The following is a 17,366-nucleotide window of genomic DNA, read 5'->3' as shown; positions in this document are numbered from 1 at the left end:
AGGAGAACAGGGTGGCGATCGCAATCCAAAATGCGGTGATTTGTACCCCAGAGGGAGAGCTGCGACAACAACAGGTACGCCTTGAGGGCGATCGCATCACCGAAGTCGCAGAAACTGTCACCGTCCACCCAGAGGATACGGTTATTGATGCGACTGGTCTCACTCTCTTGCCCGGTGTGATCGACCCCCAAGTCCATTTTCGTGAACCGGGCTTAGAGCACAAAGAGGATCTATTTACTGCCAGTTGTGCCTGTGCCAAGGGGGGGGTCACCAGTTTTTTAGAAATGCCCAATACTCGGCCACTGACCATTGATCAGGCCAGCCTCGACGATAAACTCGCCCGTGCTGCCGCCAAATGTGTTGTTAATTATGGCTTTTTCATTGGCGCCACTAAGGATAACCTTGCCGTCCTCAACAGCGTCCAGCCCGTCTGTGGCATCAAGATTTTCATGGGGTCAATGCACGGCCCCCTTTTGGTGGATGAGGAGCCAATTTTAGACCGTATCTTTAGTGAGGGCAGACGCCTCATTGCTGTCCATGCCGAAGATCAAGGGCGAGTCCGTGCCCGTCGCGAACAATTTGCTGGCATTAGCGATGTGGCCGTACACTCGCAAATTCAAGACGAGATTGCTGCCCTCAACGCCACCCAGTTAGCAGTGAAGCTCTCCCGTAAATACGAACGCCGCCTGCACATTCTCCATCTGTCTACAGGAATTGAAGTGGACTTTCTGCGCGAGCACAAGCTTCCTTGGATAACGGTGGAAGTTACCCCCCAGCACCTATTGCTGACCACAGAGGCCTATGCCAACATTGGCTCCCTTGCCCAAATGAACCCGCCCCTACGCACCGCAGGAGATAATGAAAAACTCTGGCAGGGACTATTGGATGGGGTGATTGACTTTATTGCCACCGATCATGCTCCCCACACCCTAGAGGAAAAGGCGCAGCCCTATCCCCAAAGCCCTTCGGGTATGCCGGGGGTGGAAACCTCTTTGCCCCTGATGTTGACCCAAGCAATGGCCGGTCGCTGTACGGTGCCCCAAGTGGTGCGTTGGATGTCCACTGCCGTTGCTGCGGCCTACGACATTCCCAATAAAGGCAAAATTGCCCCCGGTGACGATGCGGATCTGGTGCTCGTGGATTTGCAGACCTATCGCCCAGTGCGCCGCGAGGAACTGCTCACCAAGTGTGGCTGGAGTCCCTTTGAGGGCTGGTCATTGACGGGGTGGCCAGTTTACACCTTTGTCAATGGTGAGATTGTTTTTAGCCAAGGGCGGGTGAATACCGCTGTGCGCGGCCGCCCCCTTCAATTTGGCGGCTAAGGGGGAGCGATCGCGAACTGGAATGAGACATTACTGGCTTCCTATGAACTCGTGCTAATCTGAGGCAAAGGAATAGCGTAACTCTATTTAGGCAACACAATGCGTATTCTGGTTACTGGCGGTGCTGGGTTTATTGGTTCCCATCTAGTTGATCGGCTGATGGAAGCGGGTCATGAGGTCATTTGCTTAGACAACTACTTCACTGGTACAAAGCGCAACATTCTGCGCTGGATGGGTCACCCCAATTTTGAACTGATCCGCCATGATGTCACCGATCCGATTCGCCTTGAGGTGGATCAAATCTATCACTTGGCCTGCCCCGCCTCGCCAGTTCACTACCAATACAACCCCGTCAAAACGATTAAAACCAATGTCATGGGTACCCTCCACATGCTGGGGTTGGCCAAACGTGTAAAGGCACGGTTTCTCCTTGCTTCCACCTCAGAAGTCTATGGTGACCCGCTGGTGCATCCCCAATCTGAGTCCTACTGGGGGAATGTCAACCCCATTGGTATCCGCTCCTGTTACGACGAAGGCAAGCGGGTGGCAGAGACCCTCACCTTTGACTACCACCGCCAAAACAATGTCGATGTGCGAGTGGCACGGATTTTTAATACCTATGGCCCCAAAATGCAAGTCAACGATGGCCGCGTAGTCAGCAATTTTATTGTTCAAGCCTTGCAGGGCATTCCCCTCACCGTTTATGGCGACGGCTCCCAAACCCGCAGTTTTTGCTATGTCAGCGACTTGGTGGAAGGGTTAATTCGGCTGATGAATAGCGATCACATTGGCCCTGTGAATCTGGGCAACCCTGATGAATACACCGTGCTGGAGCTAGCCCAAAAAATCCAAGCCCTGATTAATCCGGGGGTGGAAATTCAGTTTAAGCCCCTGCCCAGTGATGACCCCCAGCGCCGTCGTCCTGACATTACCCTTGCTCGCACGGTGTTGGGCTGGCAACCGACCGTCCCCCTCCTCGAGGGATTACAGCGCACAATTCCTGACTTTGCCGAGCGGTTGGGCGTGCCCTATACGCCTATGATGGTGGAAGTTTAGGGAGGCCACAGGGAATGCGGGTATGTGTGATTGGCACCGGTTATGTGGGCTTGGTGACGGGAGTGTGCTTGGCACATATCGGCCATGAGGTGATTTGCATTGACAACAACATTGATAAAGTTAAGCTGCTGCAACAGGGGGAATCCCCCATTTATGAACCCGGTCTGACGGAGTTACTCCGTGGGTGCATTGCCAGTGGCCACATTCGCTTCAGTAGTGATCTTGGCGCTGGGGTGGAGTTTGGTGACGTGCTCTTTATCGCCGTCGGTACACCCGCCTTACCCAATGGTGAAACCGATACCCGCTATGTGGAAGCGGTTGCCCGCGGTATTGGTGCCCATTTGCATTTGGGGTACAAAGTCATTGTCAACAAATCCACAGTGCCGATTGGCTCAGGAGACTGGGTGCGAATGATTATTCTCGATGGTGTGGTGGAGCGCGAACCGGATCTAGCGGATGCCATTAAAGGGGGGGCGACCCATCCGCCGTTGGATTTTGATGTGGTCAGCAACCCTGAATTTCTGCGGGAAGGTTCAGCGGTCTATGACACGTTTAATCCCGATCGCATTGTCTTGGGTAGTAGTAGCCGCAAAGCGATTCAAATCATGCAGGAACTCTATGCGCCGATCATTGAACGTAAGTATGCGGCTGATCCCACCTTGCCCCCCGTGCCGGTGTTGGTGACGGATCTCAGTTCGGCGGAAATGATTAAGTACGCTGCCAATGCTTTTTTGGCCACTAAAATCAGCTTTATCAACGAAATTGCCAATATTTGCGATCGCGTGGGGGCGGATGTGGTTCAAGTGGCCAAGGGGATTGGCCTAGATTCCCGCATTGGCGAGAAATTTCTGCAAGCGGGCTTGGGCTGGGGTGGTTCCTGTTTTCCCAAGGATGTTTCGGCGCTCATCCACACGGCGGAAGACTACGGCTACGATGCCCAGTTGCTCAAAGCAGCCGTTCAAGTCAACCAGCGGCAACGCTTTATTGTCATTGAAAAACTACAACAGGTGCTAAAAATCCTCAAGGGTAAAACCATTGGCCTTTTGGGGTTAACGTTTAAGCCCAACACCGATGATCTGCGGGATGCCCCTGCGCTCAATTTGATCGAGGAACTGTATCGCTTGGGTGCCAAGGTCAAGGCCTATGACCCCCTCGTGTCCCAGTCGGGTCTGCGATCGGGTCTCTCCCATGTGATTGTGGAAACGGATCTGCTGCACCTCGCCGATGGCTGTGATGCTTTGGTGCTGGTGACCGACTGGCCACAGTTCCAAGAGGTGGATTATGGGGAACTGGCCAAGGTGATGCACCAACCCGTGATCATTGATGGCCGCAACTTCTTGGATCGCAAGGGGCTAGAGTCACTCGGCTTCCGCTATGTGGGGATTGGCCATTAAGCATGGAACCGCCCAGCCTGATCTATGAGCAAGCCTACTGGCAACAGGGCTATTGTCGCGTGGTCGGTGTGGATGAGGTGGGTCGGGGTTGTTTGGCGGGGCCAGTGGTGGCAGCAGCCGTAATTTTACCAGTAGACTGTGTGCCTCTTCCAGAGGTGCGCGACTCCAAACAGTTGAGTGCCCGCCAGCGATCGCGCCTCTTTGGGCAGATTTATAACCAAGCGATCGCCATTGGCATTGGTAGTGCCAGTGTGGCGGAAATTGATCAGGTGAATATCCTGCAAGCTACCTATCGAGCCATGGCGCGTGCCCTAGCGCGGGTTGCCCCTTGGGATCATGCCCTGATTGACGGCAAACTAACAAAAACAGCGCCCTTTGAAAAGGTAACGGCCATTATTGGGGGCGATCGCCACAGCTATAGTATTGCCTGTGCCTCGATTATTGCCAAGGTACGGCGCGATCGCTTCATGGCACGCTTAGCTCGGCGTTATCCCCAGTATGGCTGGGAACGCAATGTGGGCTACGGCACCCCCCAACACCGTCAAGCCCTTGATCAGTACGGCCTGACCCCTTGGCATCGGCGATCGTTCTTGAAATCCTTGCTTCATACCGACTTACACTTGTGTAATGCCATCACAGGACATTGACGCTCATCCCGCTAACGCTAGGCGTATAGCAGGAGATTCCCCGTTCACAGAGTCTTGACTAGATGACCCGAAAGTCATCCCCGCCAGAACCTCTCCAGGGGCATTTTCAAGACGGTGCGCCCCACCGCCTATCAATCGATTCCGCAACACGAATGCAGCGGCAATATCCCTAGGCATTGAACAGCCACAGGGGCACTCATGCTAACGGATTGATAGCGTTTTGCAGACTGCTTCGCCACAGTTGGGACACGCTTGAGAGGTGCCCGCTGCTTTCTCCTTGACAACCACCTTGCCACGCTTGCAGGCCACCCAAGGCAACACCGAGTTCAGGAATGGCCCATGACCCGCATCCAGCATGCGCTTGCCCAGCGTCCCACGACTGAGGCCAATCAGATTCAAATCCTCCACCACAATCACATCAGCCCCGTCGCAAAGCTGGTGAGCGACCTTGAAGTGAAAGTCCCTGCGGGTGCGGGCAATCTGTTCATGCAGCTTCGCCACCTTGCGTTGAATCTTCTTCCAGTTGGCTGACCCAATCTGTTTCCGCTTCAGCCTGCGTTGCAGCAATTGAAGCTTGTGTTGCATCTCTACGAAAAACCTAGGTCGTGCTAGTTGAAGTCCGTTCGAGGTGGAGAGAAAGTATTCTAGGCCAACATCGAGGCCAACCACCCGCTTCAAGACTTGCTGCAATGCTTGGGCGTTAACCGACGCTAAATTAGGGTTGGTCTGCCTTGCTTGAGTCAATCGTTGGCACTGCACGTTGAAGCTGGGGTAAGGGGCATCCGCACTTGGCGACACACTTCTAGATCGTGGTCGATCCGCTTGGCCTGCTGCTGGGTTAGTTTTAGTTTGTACTCGTACGTCAGGGTGAGCATGAGTGGATTATAGCTATTAGTCGCGCTCGATGTTCGGTGCTAGCTCAATATATCCAGCAACAAGCTGAGATTGAGTGACTGCTCCCTATGGTCGCCTATCACCTCACTACCACCTAACCGCTTTGCGGTATAGGCGGAGCACTGCGGCGAATTTTGGTAGGCTGAAGAAGAATGGCAAAGTATGACGTTTTGTTGAGGATTCCATGCGGGTTTCCCTTCGCTGGCTACGGGAATTAGTGGCTGTTGATCTCGATGTGATGACTTTGGCCGATCGCCTGACGATGGCGGGGTTTGAAGTCGAAGAAATTGAAGATCGGCGCACATGGGCGGAAGGGGTTGTGGTGGGTCATATTTTGGCCTGTGAACCCCATCCCAATGCCCAAAAATTACGGGTCTGCCAAGTGGATGTGGGTCAAGGGGAACCCCGCACGATTGTCTGTGGGGCACCCAATGCCGCCGCAGGCTTGTATGTACCTGTGGCACTACCGGGGGCATATCTGGCCAAAATTGATCTGAAAATTCGACCGGCAAAACTGCGGGGCGTGAAATCTGAGGGGATGATTTGCTCCCTTGCTGAGTTGGGGCTAACCAAAGCGTCTGAGGGCATTCACACATTCGCTGATGCAGTAACCGTCGGGGAAGATGTACGTCCTCTCCTCGGCTTGGATGATGTGATTTTGCACCTGACCTCAACTGCCAACCGTGCGGATGCCCTGAGTATGGTAGGCATTGCCCGTGAAGTGGCCGCACTTACTGGTGCTCCCCTGACGCTACCCGCCCCAAAGGCGATCGCCCCCAAAAAGTCTCGTGCTAAGGTGCCTGTACAGCTGGCGATCGCTGATCCCCAAGCCTGCCCTGCCTACTGTGGCACACTGATCACCAATGTCCAGATTGCCCCTTCGCCCCCTTGGCTCCAGCAACGCTTAGAGGCTGCCGGTTTGCGTGCCATCAATAATGTGGTGGATATCACCAACTACATCCTGCTGAAGTGGGGTCAGCCCCTCCATGCCTTTGATTGGGATCGGTTGCAAGGGGTTGCTACCCAAACCCCAGTGAGTGTCGGCGTGCGTTTTGCCAAGGCCGGGGAAACCCTGAAAACCCTCGATGGTGAGCAGCGGGTGCTGAGTGCCGACAATCTCCTGATTACCGCCGGGGATGTGCCCGTTGCCCTTGCCGGAGTAATGGGGGGCGAAGAGACTGAAGTTTACGAGGGTACGCAGAATGTCTTCCTTGAGGCGGCACTCTTTGCCAGTCCAGTGATTCGGCGATCGGCTCGCGCCCAAGGATTACGCACGGAAGCTTCGGCTCGCTATGAACGGGGGGTGAACCCCGCAGAACTAGAGGCGGCCACCGCTGAAGCGATCGCCCTATTGACCGAGATTGCCCAAGGGACAGTGACCTACACTACACTAGCGGATCAGCGTCCGCCCCTCGAACGTACCCTCACCCTGCGGCTGGAACAAGTGCACCGGCTCTTGGGGGCCGTGGTTGCTGATGAAGCGGAGAGCGAGGAACTCACCTATTTGGACGCAGAGACCGTTGAAGAGCTACTCAGCCACCTAGGCTTTCACCTCAGCCGTCAAGAAACCTTTGAGGACGAGTTAGTGGTGTGGTCGGTGACGGTGCCCCCTTACCGCTTCCGGGATATTGAGCGAGAGGTGGATCTGATTGAGGAGATTGCGCGGCTCTACGGTTACGACCGCTTTGAGGAAACCTTGCCCGCTCAATCGGAGTTGGGAGCACTACCGCTGGAACTCACCCTACTGCGGGAGCTACGGGCGGCCTTTCGCGGGGCGGGTCTGACGGAATTGATGCACTATTCTTGGGTAAAAGGTGGTCAGCCCAACCAAGTCACCGTTGTGAATCCGCTAGTGGCGGAGTTTTCGTCGCTGCGTACGGATCTAATTACGGGTCTAGTACAGGCCTTCCGCTACAACCAAGAACAGGGGAATCCGCCCCTCAATGGTTTTGAAATTGGCCGTGTTTTTGGTCAAGATGAAGAGGGTCTCTGGGAAAGCGATCGCCTTGGAGGCATCATCGGTGGCGATCCGTGGCAGGGGAAATGGGTACGCCGCTCACAGCAAGCCCAACCCCTCACATGGTATGAAGCCAAGGGGATTCTCGAGAGTGTCTTTCAGCGGTTTGGTTTGCATGTGGAATATCAGAGCGATCGCCAAGACGAACGCTTGCATCCGGGGCGGACGGCGGCCCTTTGTTTGAATGGAGAGCGGCTCGGTATTTTTGGCCAGTTACACCCGCAGTATGCGGCGACCCTCGACCTGCCGGCGGCGGTGTATGTCTTTGAACTGGATCTGGAGGTATTCCTGAGCCGCCTTGAGGAACGCTATCGCCAGATTATCTTTCAGCCCTTTTCAACTTATCCCGCCAGCGATCGCGACCTCGCCTTTTTTGCGCCGGCGGATCTCACTGTGGCAGAACTCAGCCGCACCATTTGGAAAGCTGCAGGCGGGCGCGACTCCCTCCTTGAGAGTGTCGAGGTTTTTGATGAGTACAGTGGCACTGGTGTTCCCGAAGGTCAGCGCAGTTTGGCCTTTCGCCTCACCTACCGCGCCAGCGATCGCACCCTCACCGAGGCCGAGGTGAATGAATTACATCAGCGCATTCGCGACAGCCTTGTGGAAAAATACGCCGTGACCCTCCGTAGCTAAGAAAAAACCATGAACACAGTATTGACGACCGATTGGCAGCACCTTGCCGATTTAGCCCTTGCCGATGAATGCCTCAGCCGCGATCAAGCGCAGGCGGTGTTACAAGCCGCGGATACTGAACTCCTGAATCAACTGGCGGCGGCCTATCGGGTGCGCTACCACTACTGGGGGAATCGGGTACGGCTGCACTATCTGCTCAATGCCCAAAGTGGTCTCTGTCCAGAGGATTGCCACTACTGCTCACAATCAAAAATCTCCACGGCTGAGATTGAAAAGTATCCCCTGCTCTCGCAGGAAAAAATTCTTGCTGCGGCCGATCGCGCTGCCCAACTCAAGGCTGGTACCTTTTGCATGGTCATTTCCGGGCGATCGCCCAATGAGAAGGTCTTTGAGCAGGTACTTGCTGCTATTCGGGCAGTTAAGGAGCGCTATCCCCTGAAAATCTGTGCCTGCTTGGGCTTACTCACCGCTGAGCAAACGGCACGGCTAGCGGCAGCAGGCGTCGATCGCGTCAATCACAACCTAAATACCTCGGAAAACTTCCACGGCGAAATTTGCACCACTCACACCTTTAGCGATCGCGACCAGACCTTGGCCAATATCCAAGCCGCTGGAATTACAACTTGCTCTGGCGGCATTTTGGGTATGGGGGAATCCGATGACGATGTCATTGATCTTGCCCTTTCCCTGCGGCAGCGTCAGGTGACCAGTGTACCAGTGAATTTTCTGATTCCCATTCCGGGGACACCCCTTGGGACACAGCACAACCTCAATCCGCGCCACTGTTTACGCATTCTCGTGCTCTTTCGTCTGCTTTTGCCGCGCCAAGAGATCCGCATTGCTGGTGGCCGCGAAGTGCATCTGCGATCGCTGCAACCCCTTGGCCTCTATGCTGCCAACTCCATTTTTGTCGGCGATTATCTAACGACCCCCGGCCAAGCCCCCCACCAAGACTGGCAAATGATTGCCGATGCTGGCTTTGTCCTTGAAGACCCCGAAGGGCGGGCGATCGCCCCATAACATAATGGGCTACCCATCGCTAAACTAGGGATTGGCGGCGCTACTGTTGCGGAGTCTCCGATGGGCATTTTTGGTGGCCTTTTGCTAATTGCGGCGATTGCCCTCTTTTTTGTACAGCGCCACTATCGCCTGAAGCTGCGTAGTCTTAAGCTAGCCACGCCATCCACCACGGCGGATCTCCATCAGCTCCAACAGCAGGTGGCGCAGGAAATTGGCGGTGGCAACCTACGGGAATATGTGAAGGTCTCTGGTCAGATTGTTGTCGATCAGCCCCTGATCTCGGAGTTAAAGCAGGTGCCCTGCGTCCATTACCGCATGTGTGTCAGCCGCGAGTATGAAGAACAGGTGCGCGAAACCGATAGTGAAGGCCGCACCCGCTGGCGCACTGAACGCCGCTCCGACACGATTAGCAGCAATAGCCAAACCATTCCCTTCCGCGTGCGCGATCGCTACGGCGAGATTGAAGTGGATCCGCGGGGGGCTGATATGGAAACAGTCCAAGTCCTCGATGAATTTCGACCCGCCAATAACACTGCCCGCTTTGGCTTTGGCAGCTTCCAAGTAAACGTGGGCAGCCTCACCTTTGGCAGTGGCAATACCATTGGTTATCGCTATCAGGAATGGATCACGCCAGTGGATCGGCAGGTGTTGGTGGTGGGCACCGCCAGTGATCAAACGGGCACGCTACGCATTGAACGTCCCACCGTCAAGGGACAAAAGTTCTTTGTCTCCCTGAAATCAGAAGACAGCCTGAGTCAAGACACCAGTAATGCCGTGCTCTATTCAACCATTGGCGCTGCCGCCTGTGGTGGGTTGGGGATTTTGTTGATCTTGGTGGGGCTGCTGTAGCAGTTCACTGAGGGCTAGCCAATCCTCGAGGCTGAGGGCTTCGGCGCGGCTATTGACATCTCGCCCCAACTGAAGCAGCGCTTGGCGCACTTGATCGGGTTCGACAAGGGACTTGAGGGCATTGGCCAGCATCTTACGGCGAGTGGCAAACCCCTGTTTCAGCAGCGTTTCTAACCATTGGGGCGATCGCACCCTTGGCAGTGTCGCGTGGGGTCGCAGACAGATCACCACAGAATCCACCTTAGGCGGCGGCTGAAAGGCGCGGGGGGGCACTGCACATACCTTCTCACAGGTGGCCAGAAATTGCACCCGTACGGAGAGGGCACCGTAGGCCTTGCTACCGGGGGTGGCCATCAGGCGATCGCCAATTTCTTTTTGCACCAGTAGAATCAACCGCTCAAAGGCCGGGCGATGCGGTCGGGCAATACTGCCAAGCAGATGCCCCAGTAACGGCCCTGTGATGTTGTAGGGGATATTGGCCACCACTTTGTTGCACCCCAAGGGCGCTAAGTCCAGCCGCAGAATATCCCCCGCAATCAACTGGAACCGCTCACTGCCAAACTGCCGTTGCAATTGGCCACAGAGATCCCGATCCAGTTCAACGGCCACCACCTCAGCACCACTGGCTAGAAGAGGGCGAGTGAGGGCACCCCGACCGGGACCAATTTCTAGGATGCGATCGCCCGCGTGCAGTTCAGCCGCTGCAATGATCTGAGCTAAAACCGATTCACTACGCAGCCAATGCTGGCCAAACCGTTTGCGGGCACGAATCACCTAGCGCGGCCCCAAGCCCACCGTGGGCGCATAGACTGCCTGATCCCCTAGTTCCGCTTCAATGCGTAACAGGCGATTGTACTTGGCAACCCGTTCACTGCGGCAGAGGGAACCGGTTTTAATTTGACCCGCACGGGTAGCTACAGCCAAATCCGCAATCGTGGTATCTTCGGTTTCGCCAGAGCGGTGGCTAATCACCGAGCGGTAGCCCTTGCGAGTCGCCAGATCAATAGTTTGCAGCGTTTCTGTCAAGGAACCAATCTGATTGAGTTTAATCAAGATGGCATTGGCCACGCCATTGTCAATCCCCCGTTGTAAGCGTTTGGGATTGGTGACAAACAAATCATCCCCCACGAGTTGAATACGACTGCCAAGGGTTTCGGTCAAGAGTGCCCAGTGATCCCAGTCCTCCTCCTGCAAGCCGTCCTCAATCGAGACAATGGGATAGTTGCTCACCAATTCTTCATAGTAGCGAATTAACTCAGAGCCGGTGCGGCTGGCATTATCAAACACATATTTGCCATCTTCATAAAATTCATTGGCGGCGACATCGAGGGCAAGGGCAACGTCAGTGCCGGGGGTGTAACCTGCGGTTTCAATCGCCTGAAGTAAAATATCCAAGGCCGCTTGGTTGGAGTCGAGGTTAGGCGCAAAGCCCCCTTCATCCCCCACCCCGGTCAGCAAACCCTTATCAGCTAGCACCTTACTCAGAGCGGCAAAAACCTCTGCCCCCCAGCGCAGTCCCTCCCGAAAACTAGGGGCACCAATGGGCATGATCATGAATTCCTGAAAGTCAATGTTGTTGGCCGCGTGGGCACCCCCGTTGATCACATTCATCATCGGCACGGGGAGGACATTGGCCAGCGGCCCCCCCAAATAGCGGTAGAGGGGTTGACCGAGATATTCTGCAGCTGCTTTGGCCGTGGCAAGGGAAACCGCAAGAATGGCATTGGCGCCAAGGTTGGATTTGTTCTCACTGCCATCCAGTTCCAAGAGGCACTGGTCAATCACTGTCTGATCAAGGGCGTTGAGATCCACAAGGGCACTGAGAATAGTGGTTTCAATGTTTTCCACCGCTGTGAGGACACCTTTGCCACCATAGCGCTTGGGATCGCCGTCCCGCAGTTCATGGGCTTCAAAACTCCCCGTTGAGGCACCACTGGGGACTTGGGCGAGTCCGACAATGCCACAATCCAGTTCAACTTCTGCTTCTACCGTGGGGCGCCCCCGCGAGTCCAAAATTTCGCGGGCACGAATCGTTGCGATCGCCGTATCCATCATCTGCTTGTTCCTCAATATGCAGCTAGATTGTACGATAGATGCCCGATAAAACTGAAATGGCTTAAGGATGACCTAAGCTATAAAGTGTCCTGTATTGCATTGCCTTTCTTGTCTGAGACTGGTTTAATTTGACTCAATTTTGGTGTCTATCATCCACAATTGGGGGAAAACGATTACCAAGACTTTTAGCCAGCTTCACTTGCCCGACCATTCGTAGGAATCCATTATGACCACTATTGCCCGAAGTCGTTCCCCGCAGTCTGAAGTACTCACCCACCCTATCACCACAGAGACCGTTCACTATCAAGTTGTGCATTGGATTAGGGGTCGCTTTCGGATTCGCATTCCGCGACTGGGCTTTGATGCTGAATATGGGGCACGGCTGCTCTACATTGTGGGCAGTTTACCCGCGGTGACAACGGCACGCATTAACCCCCCTGCCCGCTCCCTTGTGGTGGAATATAATCCCAAGCTCTTTGGGGAAGCCCTAGCAACGATTCAAGGGCAAATTTTTGAGTCGATTCAAGTGGCGGCCAATCCAGATCTTCCCGCCCTAAGTACTGAGAAGGCCACCCCTGCGGCGGAAGCTCACGAAATTAACTATTGGGAACGCTTGGGCTTACCGGCTCTGGGCTTGGGGTTGAGTGTGGCCTCCCTGATGGGGGTACCGATTCCCGGCTATGTGATTGCCAGTGTGGTGATTGCCGGGGCAATGCCGGTGTTTCGGCGAGCATGGGAAGCGATTCAAGAGGAGAAACAGTTAACGATTGACTTCCTCGATGGCTTGGCAATTTCCCTCCACACCATGCAAGGGCACTATTTTGCCCCCTCCTTTATGCTGGGTCTGATTGAGGGGGGGGAAGTGATCCGCGACCTCACGGCACGGGGATCGGAGCGCGCCAACCTTGATTTGCTGGATTGCCTCGGCAAAACCGCCTTTGTGGAACGGGACGGGGTTGAGGTTGAAGTTGAAGTGAAAGACCTTGTGGAGGGCGATCGCGTGGTTGTCTATCCAGGGGATCAAATTCCCGTTGACGGCATCATCCTGCGGGGTACAGGTCTCATTGATCAGTGCAAACTGACGGGTGAATCGGTGCCGGTAACGCGCAGCGAGGGAATGGAGGTTTTTGCGTCAACGCTGCTGGTCGAGGGGCAACTGGTGATCTTAGCGGAGCGAGTAGGCAACAATACCCGTGCAGGTGTGATTGTGAACTTAATGCAGTCGGCACCGGTGCATGACACGCGCATTGAAAACTATGCTGCCATGGTGGCCAACCAAGCCGTCATTCCAACCTTGGCCATTGGCACAGGTGTTGGCTTACTCTCAGGGGATCTCAATCGGGCGATCGCCCTGCTGACCCTTGACCTCGGTACAGGGATTCGGGTCTCGGTGCCTACCACGATTTTGTCGGCGCTCACCTATGCGGCTCAACATGGTGTTCTCATTCGCAGTGGCCGGGCGATTGAAAAACTGGCGCAAATTGACACGATTGTCTTTGATAAAACGGGCACCCTGACCCAAGGTCATGCTGGCGTGACGGATATTAAAGTCATGGATCCGCGCTTCAGTGCCGATGACATTCTCAGTATGGCCGCTAGTGCCGAGCAGGGACTCACCCACCCTGTGGCTGAAGCCATTGTCCGCCATGCTCGCGAAACCCATCAGCCCCTCTTTGACTGTGAAGACTGGGAATACCGCGTTGGCCTCGGTGTGGCCACAAAAGTGCGGGGTGTGGATCTGCGGGTGGGCAGCCGCCGCATGATGGAGCAGGAAAACATTTGCCTGATTGATCTCAATGAACGTTTCCCCGATCTCGATTCTGGGCGGGCGTCAATTGTCTATGTGGCCGGGGATGGGCGTTTGATTGGGGTGATTCTCTACAGTGACCCAATCCGCAATGAAAGTCCTGAAGTCATCCGTGAACTCAAGGGGGCAGGCATTACTCCCCATATGCTGACGGGTGACATTGGCCGCGTTGCCCGGGCGGTGGCCAAAGACTTAGGCATTGCCCCTGAGCATATCTACGCCGAAGCCTTCCCGGAAAAGAAAGTGGAGGTGGTGCGTGCCCTCCATGACAGCGGTAAAGTCGTGGCTTTCTGTGGCGATGGTATCAATGACTCTGCCGCTCTTGCCTATGCCGATGTCTCTATTTCCTTTGCCGGGGCAACCGATATTGCCCGTGAAACCGCCGATGTGGTGCTCATGGAGGATGACTTGCGGGGATTGACCCTTGCGATTCGGATTGCCAAGCAGGCGATGGAAATTGTCTGGCAAAATACAGCGATCGTGGCCATTCCTAATATTGGTGCGCTGCTGTCGGGGGTCTTCTTTGCCCTTGACCCGATTTTGGCGGTGGTTATTAACAACGGCACAGCCATCTTAGCGGAGTTGAATGGATTGCGCCCCTTGGCAGGTCCCGGTGGCTCGTTGCCCTTACCGCCCGTCAAAGACACACAGGAATTTCTTGCCGAATGGGAAGCCACCCATCCCGATCATCCGGTGCAGCATATTCCACCCAAAATGACTGGCTCTCAGGCTGAGCCTTCGCGGTTGGCTGGATAAGCAAGGGCGGCCAATTCACGGCGGCTGAGGGGACGAACGGCTCTGGGGCGAAGATTGCCGAGGTGAACTGGGCCGATCGCGATCCGTTGCAAGGCAACAACAGGATAACCTAGCTGATCGGCCACACGGCGAATCTGGCGGTTGCGACCTTCGTGCAGGATGATTTCCAAGAGGGAGCGATCGCCCTCGGTGCGCAGGAGCTTAACGGCTGCGGGTAGTGTCATCACCCCGTCCAAGGGAACGCCCTCTCGCCAGTGTTGCAAGACCCCTTCCGTAGGCTGTCCCTGCACCCAAACGCGGTAGGTTTTGGGGATGTGATGGCGGGGATGACTGAGATAGTAGGTGAAAGCCCCATCATTGGTGAGCAGCAGGGCACCGCTAGAGTCGGCATCTAAGCGACCCACAGGATGAAGACCGGCCACCTGCTGATACCTAGGCGGCAAAAGATCCAAAACGGTGGTGCGCCCTTGGGGATCGTGACAGGTACAGAGAACCCCCTTGGGCTTATGGAGCAGCAGGTAGAGCCGTTGGGGTGGGCGGGGCGGGTTCAGGGGTTGTCCTTTGTATTCAATGCGATCGCGCGTGGGATCCACTTTGTCCCCCAATTTTGCCCGCTGACCATTCACGAAGACCTGACCACTGCGGATGAGTATTTCTGCATGGCGTCGCGAGGCCACTCCCCAATGGGCAAGGACTTTTTGTAATCGCTCAGTTGTCATAGGGGGTATAGTTGCTTTCTAGGATGTGGTGGCACTTTTGAGGGAAATCTCTATAGACCAATCGTTGCCACAGAGTTGCCAATCCCCGAGCAGAATTGGTAGAAAAGAACTGTCCAATCCTTGCCTAATTATCTGCCGTGAGGAGTTCTATGAAATTTCTTTACAAACTCGCCGCCTTAGGGTTAATTTTAGTGGGCTTTTCGACAACGCTGGTTGCCTGTGGTGGTGGCGGCGGTGGTACCGATAACCAAACGCCAACCGAGTCCCCCAGTCCGCAAACACCAGGGCAGTAGTTCCTTTTAGCTTTTAGCGATATTGTCTATTCTTAATGATACTGAAGCTAGGGGTAGCCGTCAGGGTTGCCCCCTTCTAATGGGAAATTGGCATTCTCCAGCAGGCGATCCAGTTATCCAAGGGAGCTTTCTAACTGATACTGCTGCCAAAGGGATTGATATAGCCCCCCTGCTGCCACCAGTTCATCATGGGTACCCTGTTGAACAATGCGCCCTTGATCCATGACCAGAATGCGATCGCAGGTTGCCGCTGCCGACAATTGATGGGAAATAAAGAGCACCGTGCGTGTGCGCTGTTGCTGCCGCAGCGTTTGCAAAATTTGGCTGGCGGTTTGGTTATCAACGCTGGCGAGGGCATCATCAAGGACTAAAATCGGCGCATCCACCAGTAGGGCACGGGCTAAGGCGGTTCGTTGACGCTGTCCCCCAGAGAGGGTAATGCCCCGCTCGCCCACAAGGGTGTCGTACTGCTTAGGAAAGTTGAGGATCTCATTGTGAATTTGGGCTTGGCTGGCGGCGGCAATCACCTTTAGCTCCGTGGCATCGGGTTCGCCGTAGCGAATGTTGTTTTTGATTGTGGTGCTAAAGAGAAAGCTTTCTTGGGGCACGTAGGCGATCGCCCCCCGCAGATCAGCAAGGCGCAGCTGCGTAATGTCGATGCCATCCAGAAAAATCTGATTCGGGGCAATCTCCAAGAGTCGAGGCAGGGCACTGGCCAGTGTGGATTTGCCGCAGCCAATGGGGCCAACGATCGCCACCATTTCCCCCGCTTGAATTTCAAAACTAAGTTGATTGAGGGCAGGGGTGCGGCGATTGGGATATGTAAAAGTTAGATTCTGACAACGCAGGTGTCCCTGAACGCGATCGCGGGGTAAAGCAATGGCATCTGGGGCATCGGTAATGCGGGGTTCCACGCTCAAGATGGCTTCAATCCGGTCAATGCTCACTTCCCCCCGTTGGTAGGTGGTAATCGTAAAGCCCAAGAGTGCCGTCGGGAAAATCAACCGCTCAATGTACAGCAGCAGGGCAATAAAATCCCCCACCTGAATTGTGTTGGCTGCAATCATGCGGCTGCCAAACCACAGCAAAATCAGCAAACTAAAGCTGACCATCCCCCCCAAGAGGGGAAAGAGAATGTTGCGAGTTTTAGCCAAGACCAAGTTATTGCGGAGTAAGTCTTGATTTAACTGGTCAAATTGGCGTTGTTCATTGGCTTCTTGGCCATAGATTTTAATCAGGGCAATGCCACTCATGTCCTCTTGAATGAGATCGCTGAGTTCCGCGAGGCTTTGTTGCACATCGAGCTGCTCTGCCCGCAGGCGATCGCTAAAGGTTTGGACAATAAAAAGAACCGCTGGATAAACGGCGATCGCCCCCAAACTCAAGCCCGGATGAATGGCTAACATCACGGGCAGGGTCATACCGTAGGCAAACACGGTGTTCGCCGCACTCAAAAGGGCAAAACCCACCAGACGGCGAATATTATCCACATCACTGGTGGCACGGCTAATGAGATCCCCGGGGGTATTCTCCGCAAAGTAACTGGGTTCTAAACGCAGCAGATGTTCAAAGAGCCGTTGCTTGAGGTCAAATTCCACCAATCGCCCAGCACCAAAGATCCAGAGGCGCGAGGCCATGCGAATGAGCCACATCAGGGAGGCTAGGCCAATCAGCAGCAGGGCATAGAACACCACCCGCTGCAAGTCAAACTTGGCCTGCAATTCATCAACCGCAGTACCAATGAGCAGGGGCAAATAGGTGCCCAAAAGGTTGACGATAAAAAGCGCAACAATCCCCCCCCAAATTTTTGTTTGGTGAGGACGCAAATAAGCCAAGAGGCGACGAAAACGGCCAGAGCGGCCAGCCTTAGGAAGAGTAACCATATCCTCAACCTAACAGATGTT

At 54.8% G+C, this 17,366-nt stretch carries 14 protein-coding genes; 9 read left to right on the top strand and 5 right to left on the bottom strand.

Annotated elements, in window-relative coordinates; all coding sequences use genetic code 11:
* Positions 1 to 11 precede the first annotated feature (11 nt).
* The 4 genes from RHJ31_RS02165 to RHJ31_RS02150 all read left to right on the top strand — a co-directional run bounded on the left by RHJ31_RS02165 (position 12) and on the right by RHJ31_RS02150 (position 4,419).
* The gene (locus tag RHJ31_RS02165; protein WP_302677201.1) at positions 12 to 1,322 is read left to right on the top strand and encodes a dihydroorotase; all 1,311 of its coding nucleotides are present in this window, start codon (positions 12 to 14) and stop codon (positions 1,320 to 1,322) included.
* A 99-nt stretch (positions 1,323 to 1,421) separates the two neighbouring features.
* Positions 1,422 to 2,378 carry a UDP-glucuronic acid decarboxylase family protein gene (locus RHJ31_RS02160; protein WP_149820594.1) on the top strand — a complete coding sequence of 319 codons (957 nt, stop codon included), beginning with the start codon at positions 1,422 to 1,424 and terminating at the stop codon, positions 2,376 to 2,378.
* A gap of 14 nt (positions 2,379 to 2,392) precedes the next feature.
* The gene (locus RHJ31_RS02155) at positions 2,393 to 3,772 is read left to right on the top strand and encodes a UDP-glucose/GDP-mannose dehydrogenase family protein (RefSeq protein ID WP_206200879.1); all 1,380 of its coding nucleotides are present in this window, start codon (positions 2,393 to 2,395) and stop codon (positions 3,770 to 3,772) included.
* 2 nt (positions 3,773 to 3,774) lie between these two features.
* Entirely contained in the window at positions 3,775 to 4,419 is a 645-nt protein-coding gene (locus tag RHJ31_RS02150) for a ribonuclease HII (RefSeq protein WP_206200878.1), read from the top strand.
* 201 nt (positions 4,420 to 4,620) lie between these two features.
* Here RHJ31_RS02150 and RHJ31_RS02145 read toward each other — a convergent pair whose 3' ends face one another.
* On the bottom strand, positions 4,621 to 5,178 hold the full coding sequence (locus RHJ31_RS02145) for a transposase (RefSeq protein WP_302677200.1): 558 nt from the start codon (positions 5,176 to 5,178) through the stop codon (positions 4,621 to 4,623).
* 319 nt (positions 5,179 to 5,497) lie between these two features.
* Here RHJ31_RS02145 and pheT point away from each other — a divergent pair, with 319 nt between their 5' ends.
* The 3 genes from pheT to RHJ31_RS02130 are packed head-to-tail and all read left to right on the top strand — an operon-like array spanning position 5,498 to position 9,832.
* The gene (gene pheT / locus RHJ31_RS02140) at positions 5,498 to 7,963 is read left to right on the top strand and encodes a phenylalanine--tRNA ligase subunit beta (protein WP_302677198.1); all 2,466 of its coding nucleotides are present in this window, start codon (positions 5,498 to 5,500) and stop codon (positions 7,961 to 7,963) included.
* Between the two features lie 9 nt (positions 7,964 to 7,972).
* Positions 7,973 to 8,983: a biotin synthase BioB gene (gene bioB / locus RHJ31_RS02135; protein WP_302677197.1), complete on the top strand. Its 1,011-nt coding sequence runs from the start codon at positions 7,973 to 7,975 to the stop codon at positions 8,981 to 8,983.
* Between the two features lie 60 nt (positions 8,984 to 9,043).
* On the top strand, positions 9,044 to 9,832 hold the full coding sequence (locus tag RHJ31_RS02130) for an E3 ubiquitin ligase family protein (RefSeq protein ID WP_302677196.1): 789 nt from the start codon (positions 9,044 to 9,046) through the stop codon (positions 9,830 to 9,832).
* Here RHJ31_RS02130 and rsmA read toward each other — a convergent pair.
* On the bottom strand, positions 9,767 to 10,603 hold the full coding sequence (gene rsmA, locus RHJ31_RS02125; protein WP_315862974.1) for a 16S rRNA (adenine(1518)-N(6)/adenine(1519)-N(6))-dimethyltransferase RsmA: 837 nt from the start codon (positions 10,601 to 10,603) through the stop codon (positions 9,767 to 9,769). The two genes, RHJ31_RS02130 and rsmA, sit on opposite strands and share 66 nt — an antisense overlap.
* A 3-nt stretch (positions 10,604 to 10,606) precedes the next feature.
* Entirely contained in the window at positions 10,607 to 11,887 is a 1,281-nt protein-coding gene (eno, locus tag RHJ31_RS02120) for a phosphopyruvate hydratase (protein WP_206200874.1), read from the bottom strand.
* A gap of 226 nt (positions 11,888 to 12,113) precedes the next feature.
* Here eno and RHJ31_RS02115 point away from each other — a divergent pair, with 226 nt between their 5' ends.
* The gene (locus RHJ31_RS02115; protein WP_302677194.1) at positions 12,114 to 14,450 is read left to right on the top strand and encodes a heavy metal translocating P-type ATPase; all 2,337 of its coding nucleotides are present in this window, start codon (positions 12,114 to 12,116) and stop codon (positions 14,448 to 14,450) included.
* On the opposite strand, the gene RHJ31_RS02110 is transcribed toward RHJ31_RS02115, so the two are convergent.
* On the bottom strand, positions 14,420 to 15,169 hold the full coding sequence (locus RHJ31_RS02110; RefSeq protein WP_302677193.1) for a pseudouridine synthase: 750 nt from the start codon (positions 15,167 to 15,169) through the stop codon (positions 14,420 to 14,422). The genes RHJ31_RS02115 and RHJ31_RS02110 overlap by 31 nt on opposite strands.
* Positions 15,170 to 15,318: 149 nt before the next feature.
* On the opposite strand from RHJ31_RS02110, the gene RHJ31_RS02105 reads away from it, so the two are divergent.
* The gene (locus RHJ31_RS02105) at positions 15,319 to 15,462 is read left to right on the top strand and encodes a hypothetical protein (protein ID WP_206200871.1); all 144 of its coding nucleotides are present in this window, start codon (positions 15,319 to 15,321) and stop codon (positions 15,460 to 15,462) included.
* A gap of 113 nt (positions 15,463 to 15,575) precedes the next feature.
* On the opposite strand, the gene RHJ31_RS02100 is transcribed toward RHJ31_RS02105, so the two are convergent.
* Positions 15,576 to 17,345 carry an ABC transporter ATP-binding protein gene (locus RHJ31_RS02100; RefSeq protein WP_302677192.1) on the bottom strand — a complete coding sequence of 590 codons (1,770 nt, stop codon included), beginning with the start codon at positions 17,343 to 17,345 and terminating at the stop codon, positions 15,576 to 15,578.
* Between the last annotated feature and the right edge of the window lie 21 nt (positions 17,346 to 17,366).

Origin of the sequence: Thermosynechococcus sp. JY1331, assembly GCF_031583475.1 — a bacterium.
Classification (GTDB): domain Bacteria; phylum Cyanobacteriota; class Cyanobacteriia; order Thermosynechococcales; family Thermosynechococcaceae; genus Thermosynechococcus.
The sequence above is the reverse complement of the archived record's forward strand: the minus strand, read 5'-3'. Positions and strand labels throughout refer to the sequence as shown.

Bases quoted from the DNA above. Each gene is read 5' to 3' on its own strand.
- RHJ31_RS02160 (WP_149820594.1), top strand. From the start codon at position 1,422: ATGCGTATTCTGGTTACTGGCGGTGCTGGGTTTATTGGTTCCCATCTA.
- RHJ31_RS02155 (WP_206200879.1), top strand. From the start codon at position 2,393: ATGCGGGTATGTGTGATTGGCACCGGTTATGTGGGCTTGGTGACGGGA.
- RHJ31_RS02150 (WP_206200878.1), top strand. From the start codon at position 3,775: ATGGAACCGCCCAGCCTGATCTATGAGCAAGCCTACTGGCAACAGGGC.
- pheT (WP_302677198.1), top strand. From the start codon at position 5,498: ATGCGGGTTTCCCTTCGCTGGCTACGGGAATTAGTGGCTGTTGATCTC.
- bioB (WP_302677197.1), top strand. From the start codon at position 7,973: ATGAACACAGTATTGACGACCGATTGGCAGCACCTTGCCGATTTAGCC.
- RHJ31_RS02130 (WP_302677196.1), top strand. From the start codon at position 9,044: ATGGGCATTTTTGGTGGCCTTTTGCTAATTGCGGCGATTGCCCTCTTT.
- eno (WP_206200874.1), bottom strand. From the start codon at position 11,887: ATGATGGATACGGCGATCGCAACGATTCGTGCCCGCGAAATTTTGGAC.
- RHJ31_RS02115 (WP_302677194.1), top strand. From the start codon at position 12,114: ATGACCACTATTGCCCGAAGTCGTTCCCCGCAGTCTGAAGTACTCACC.
- RHJ31_RS02110 (WP_302677193.1), bottom strand. From the start codon at position 15,169: ATGACAACTGAGCGATTACAAAAAGTCCTTGCCCATTGGGGAGTGGCC.
- RHJ31_RS02105 (WP_206200871.1), top strand. From the start codon at position 15,319: ATGAAATTTCTTTACAAACTCGCCGCCTTAGGGTTAATTTTAGTGGGC.
- RHJ31_RS02100 (WP_302677192.1), bottom strand. From the start codon at position 17,345: ATGGTTACTCTTCCTAAGGCTGGCCGCTCTGGCCGTTTTCGTCGCCTC.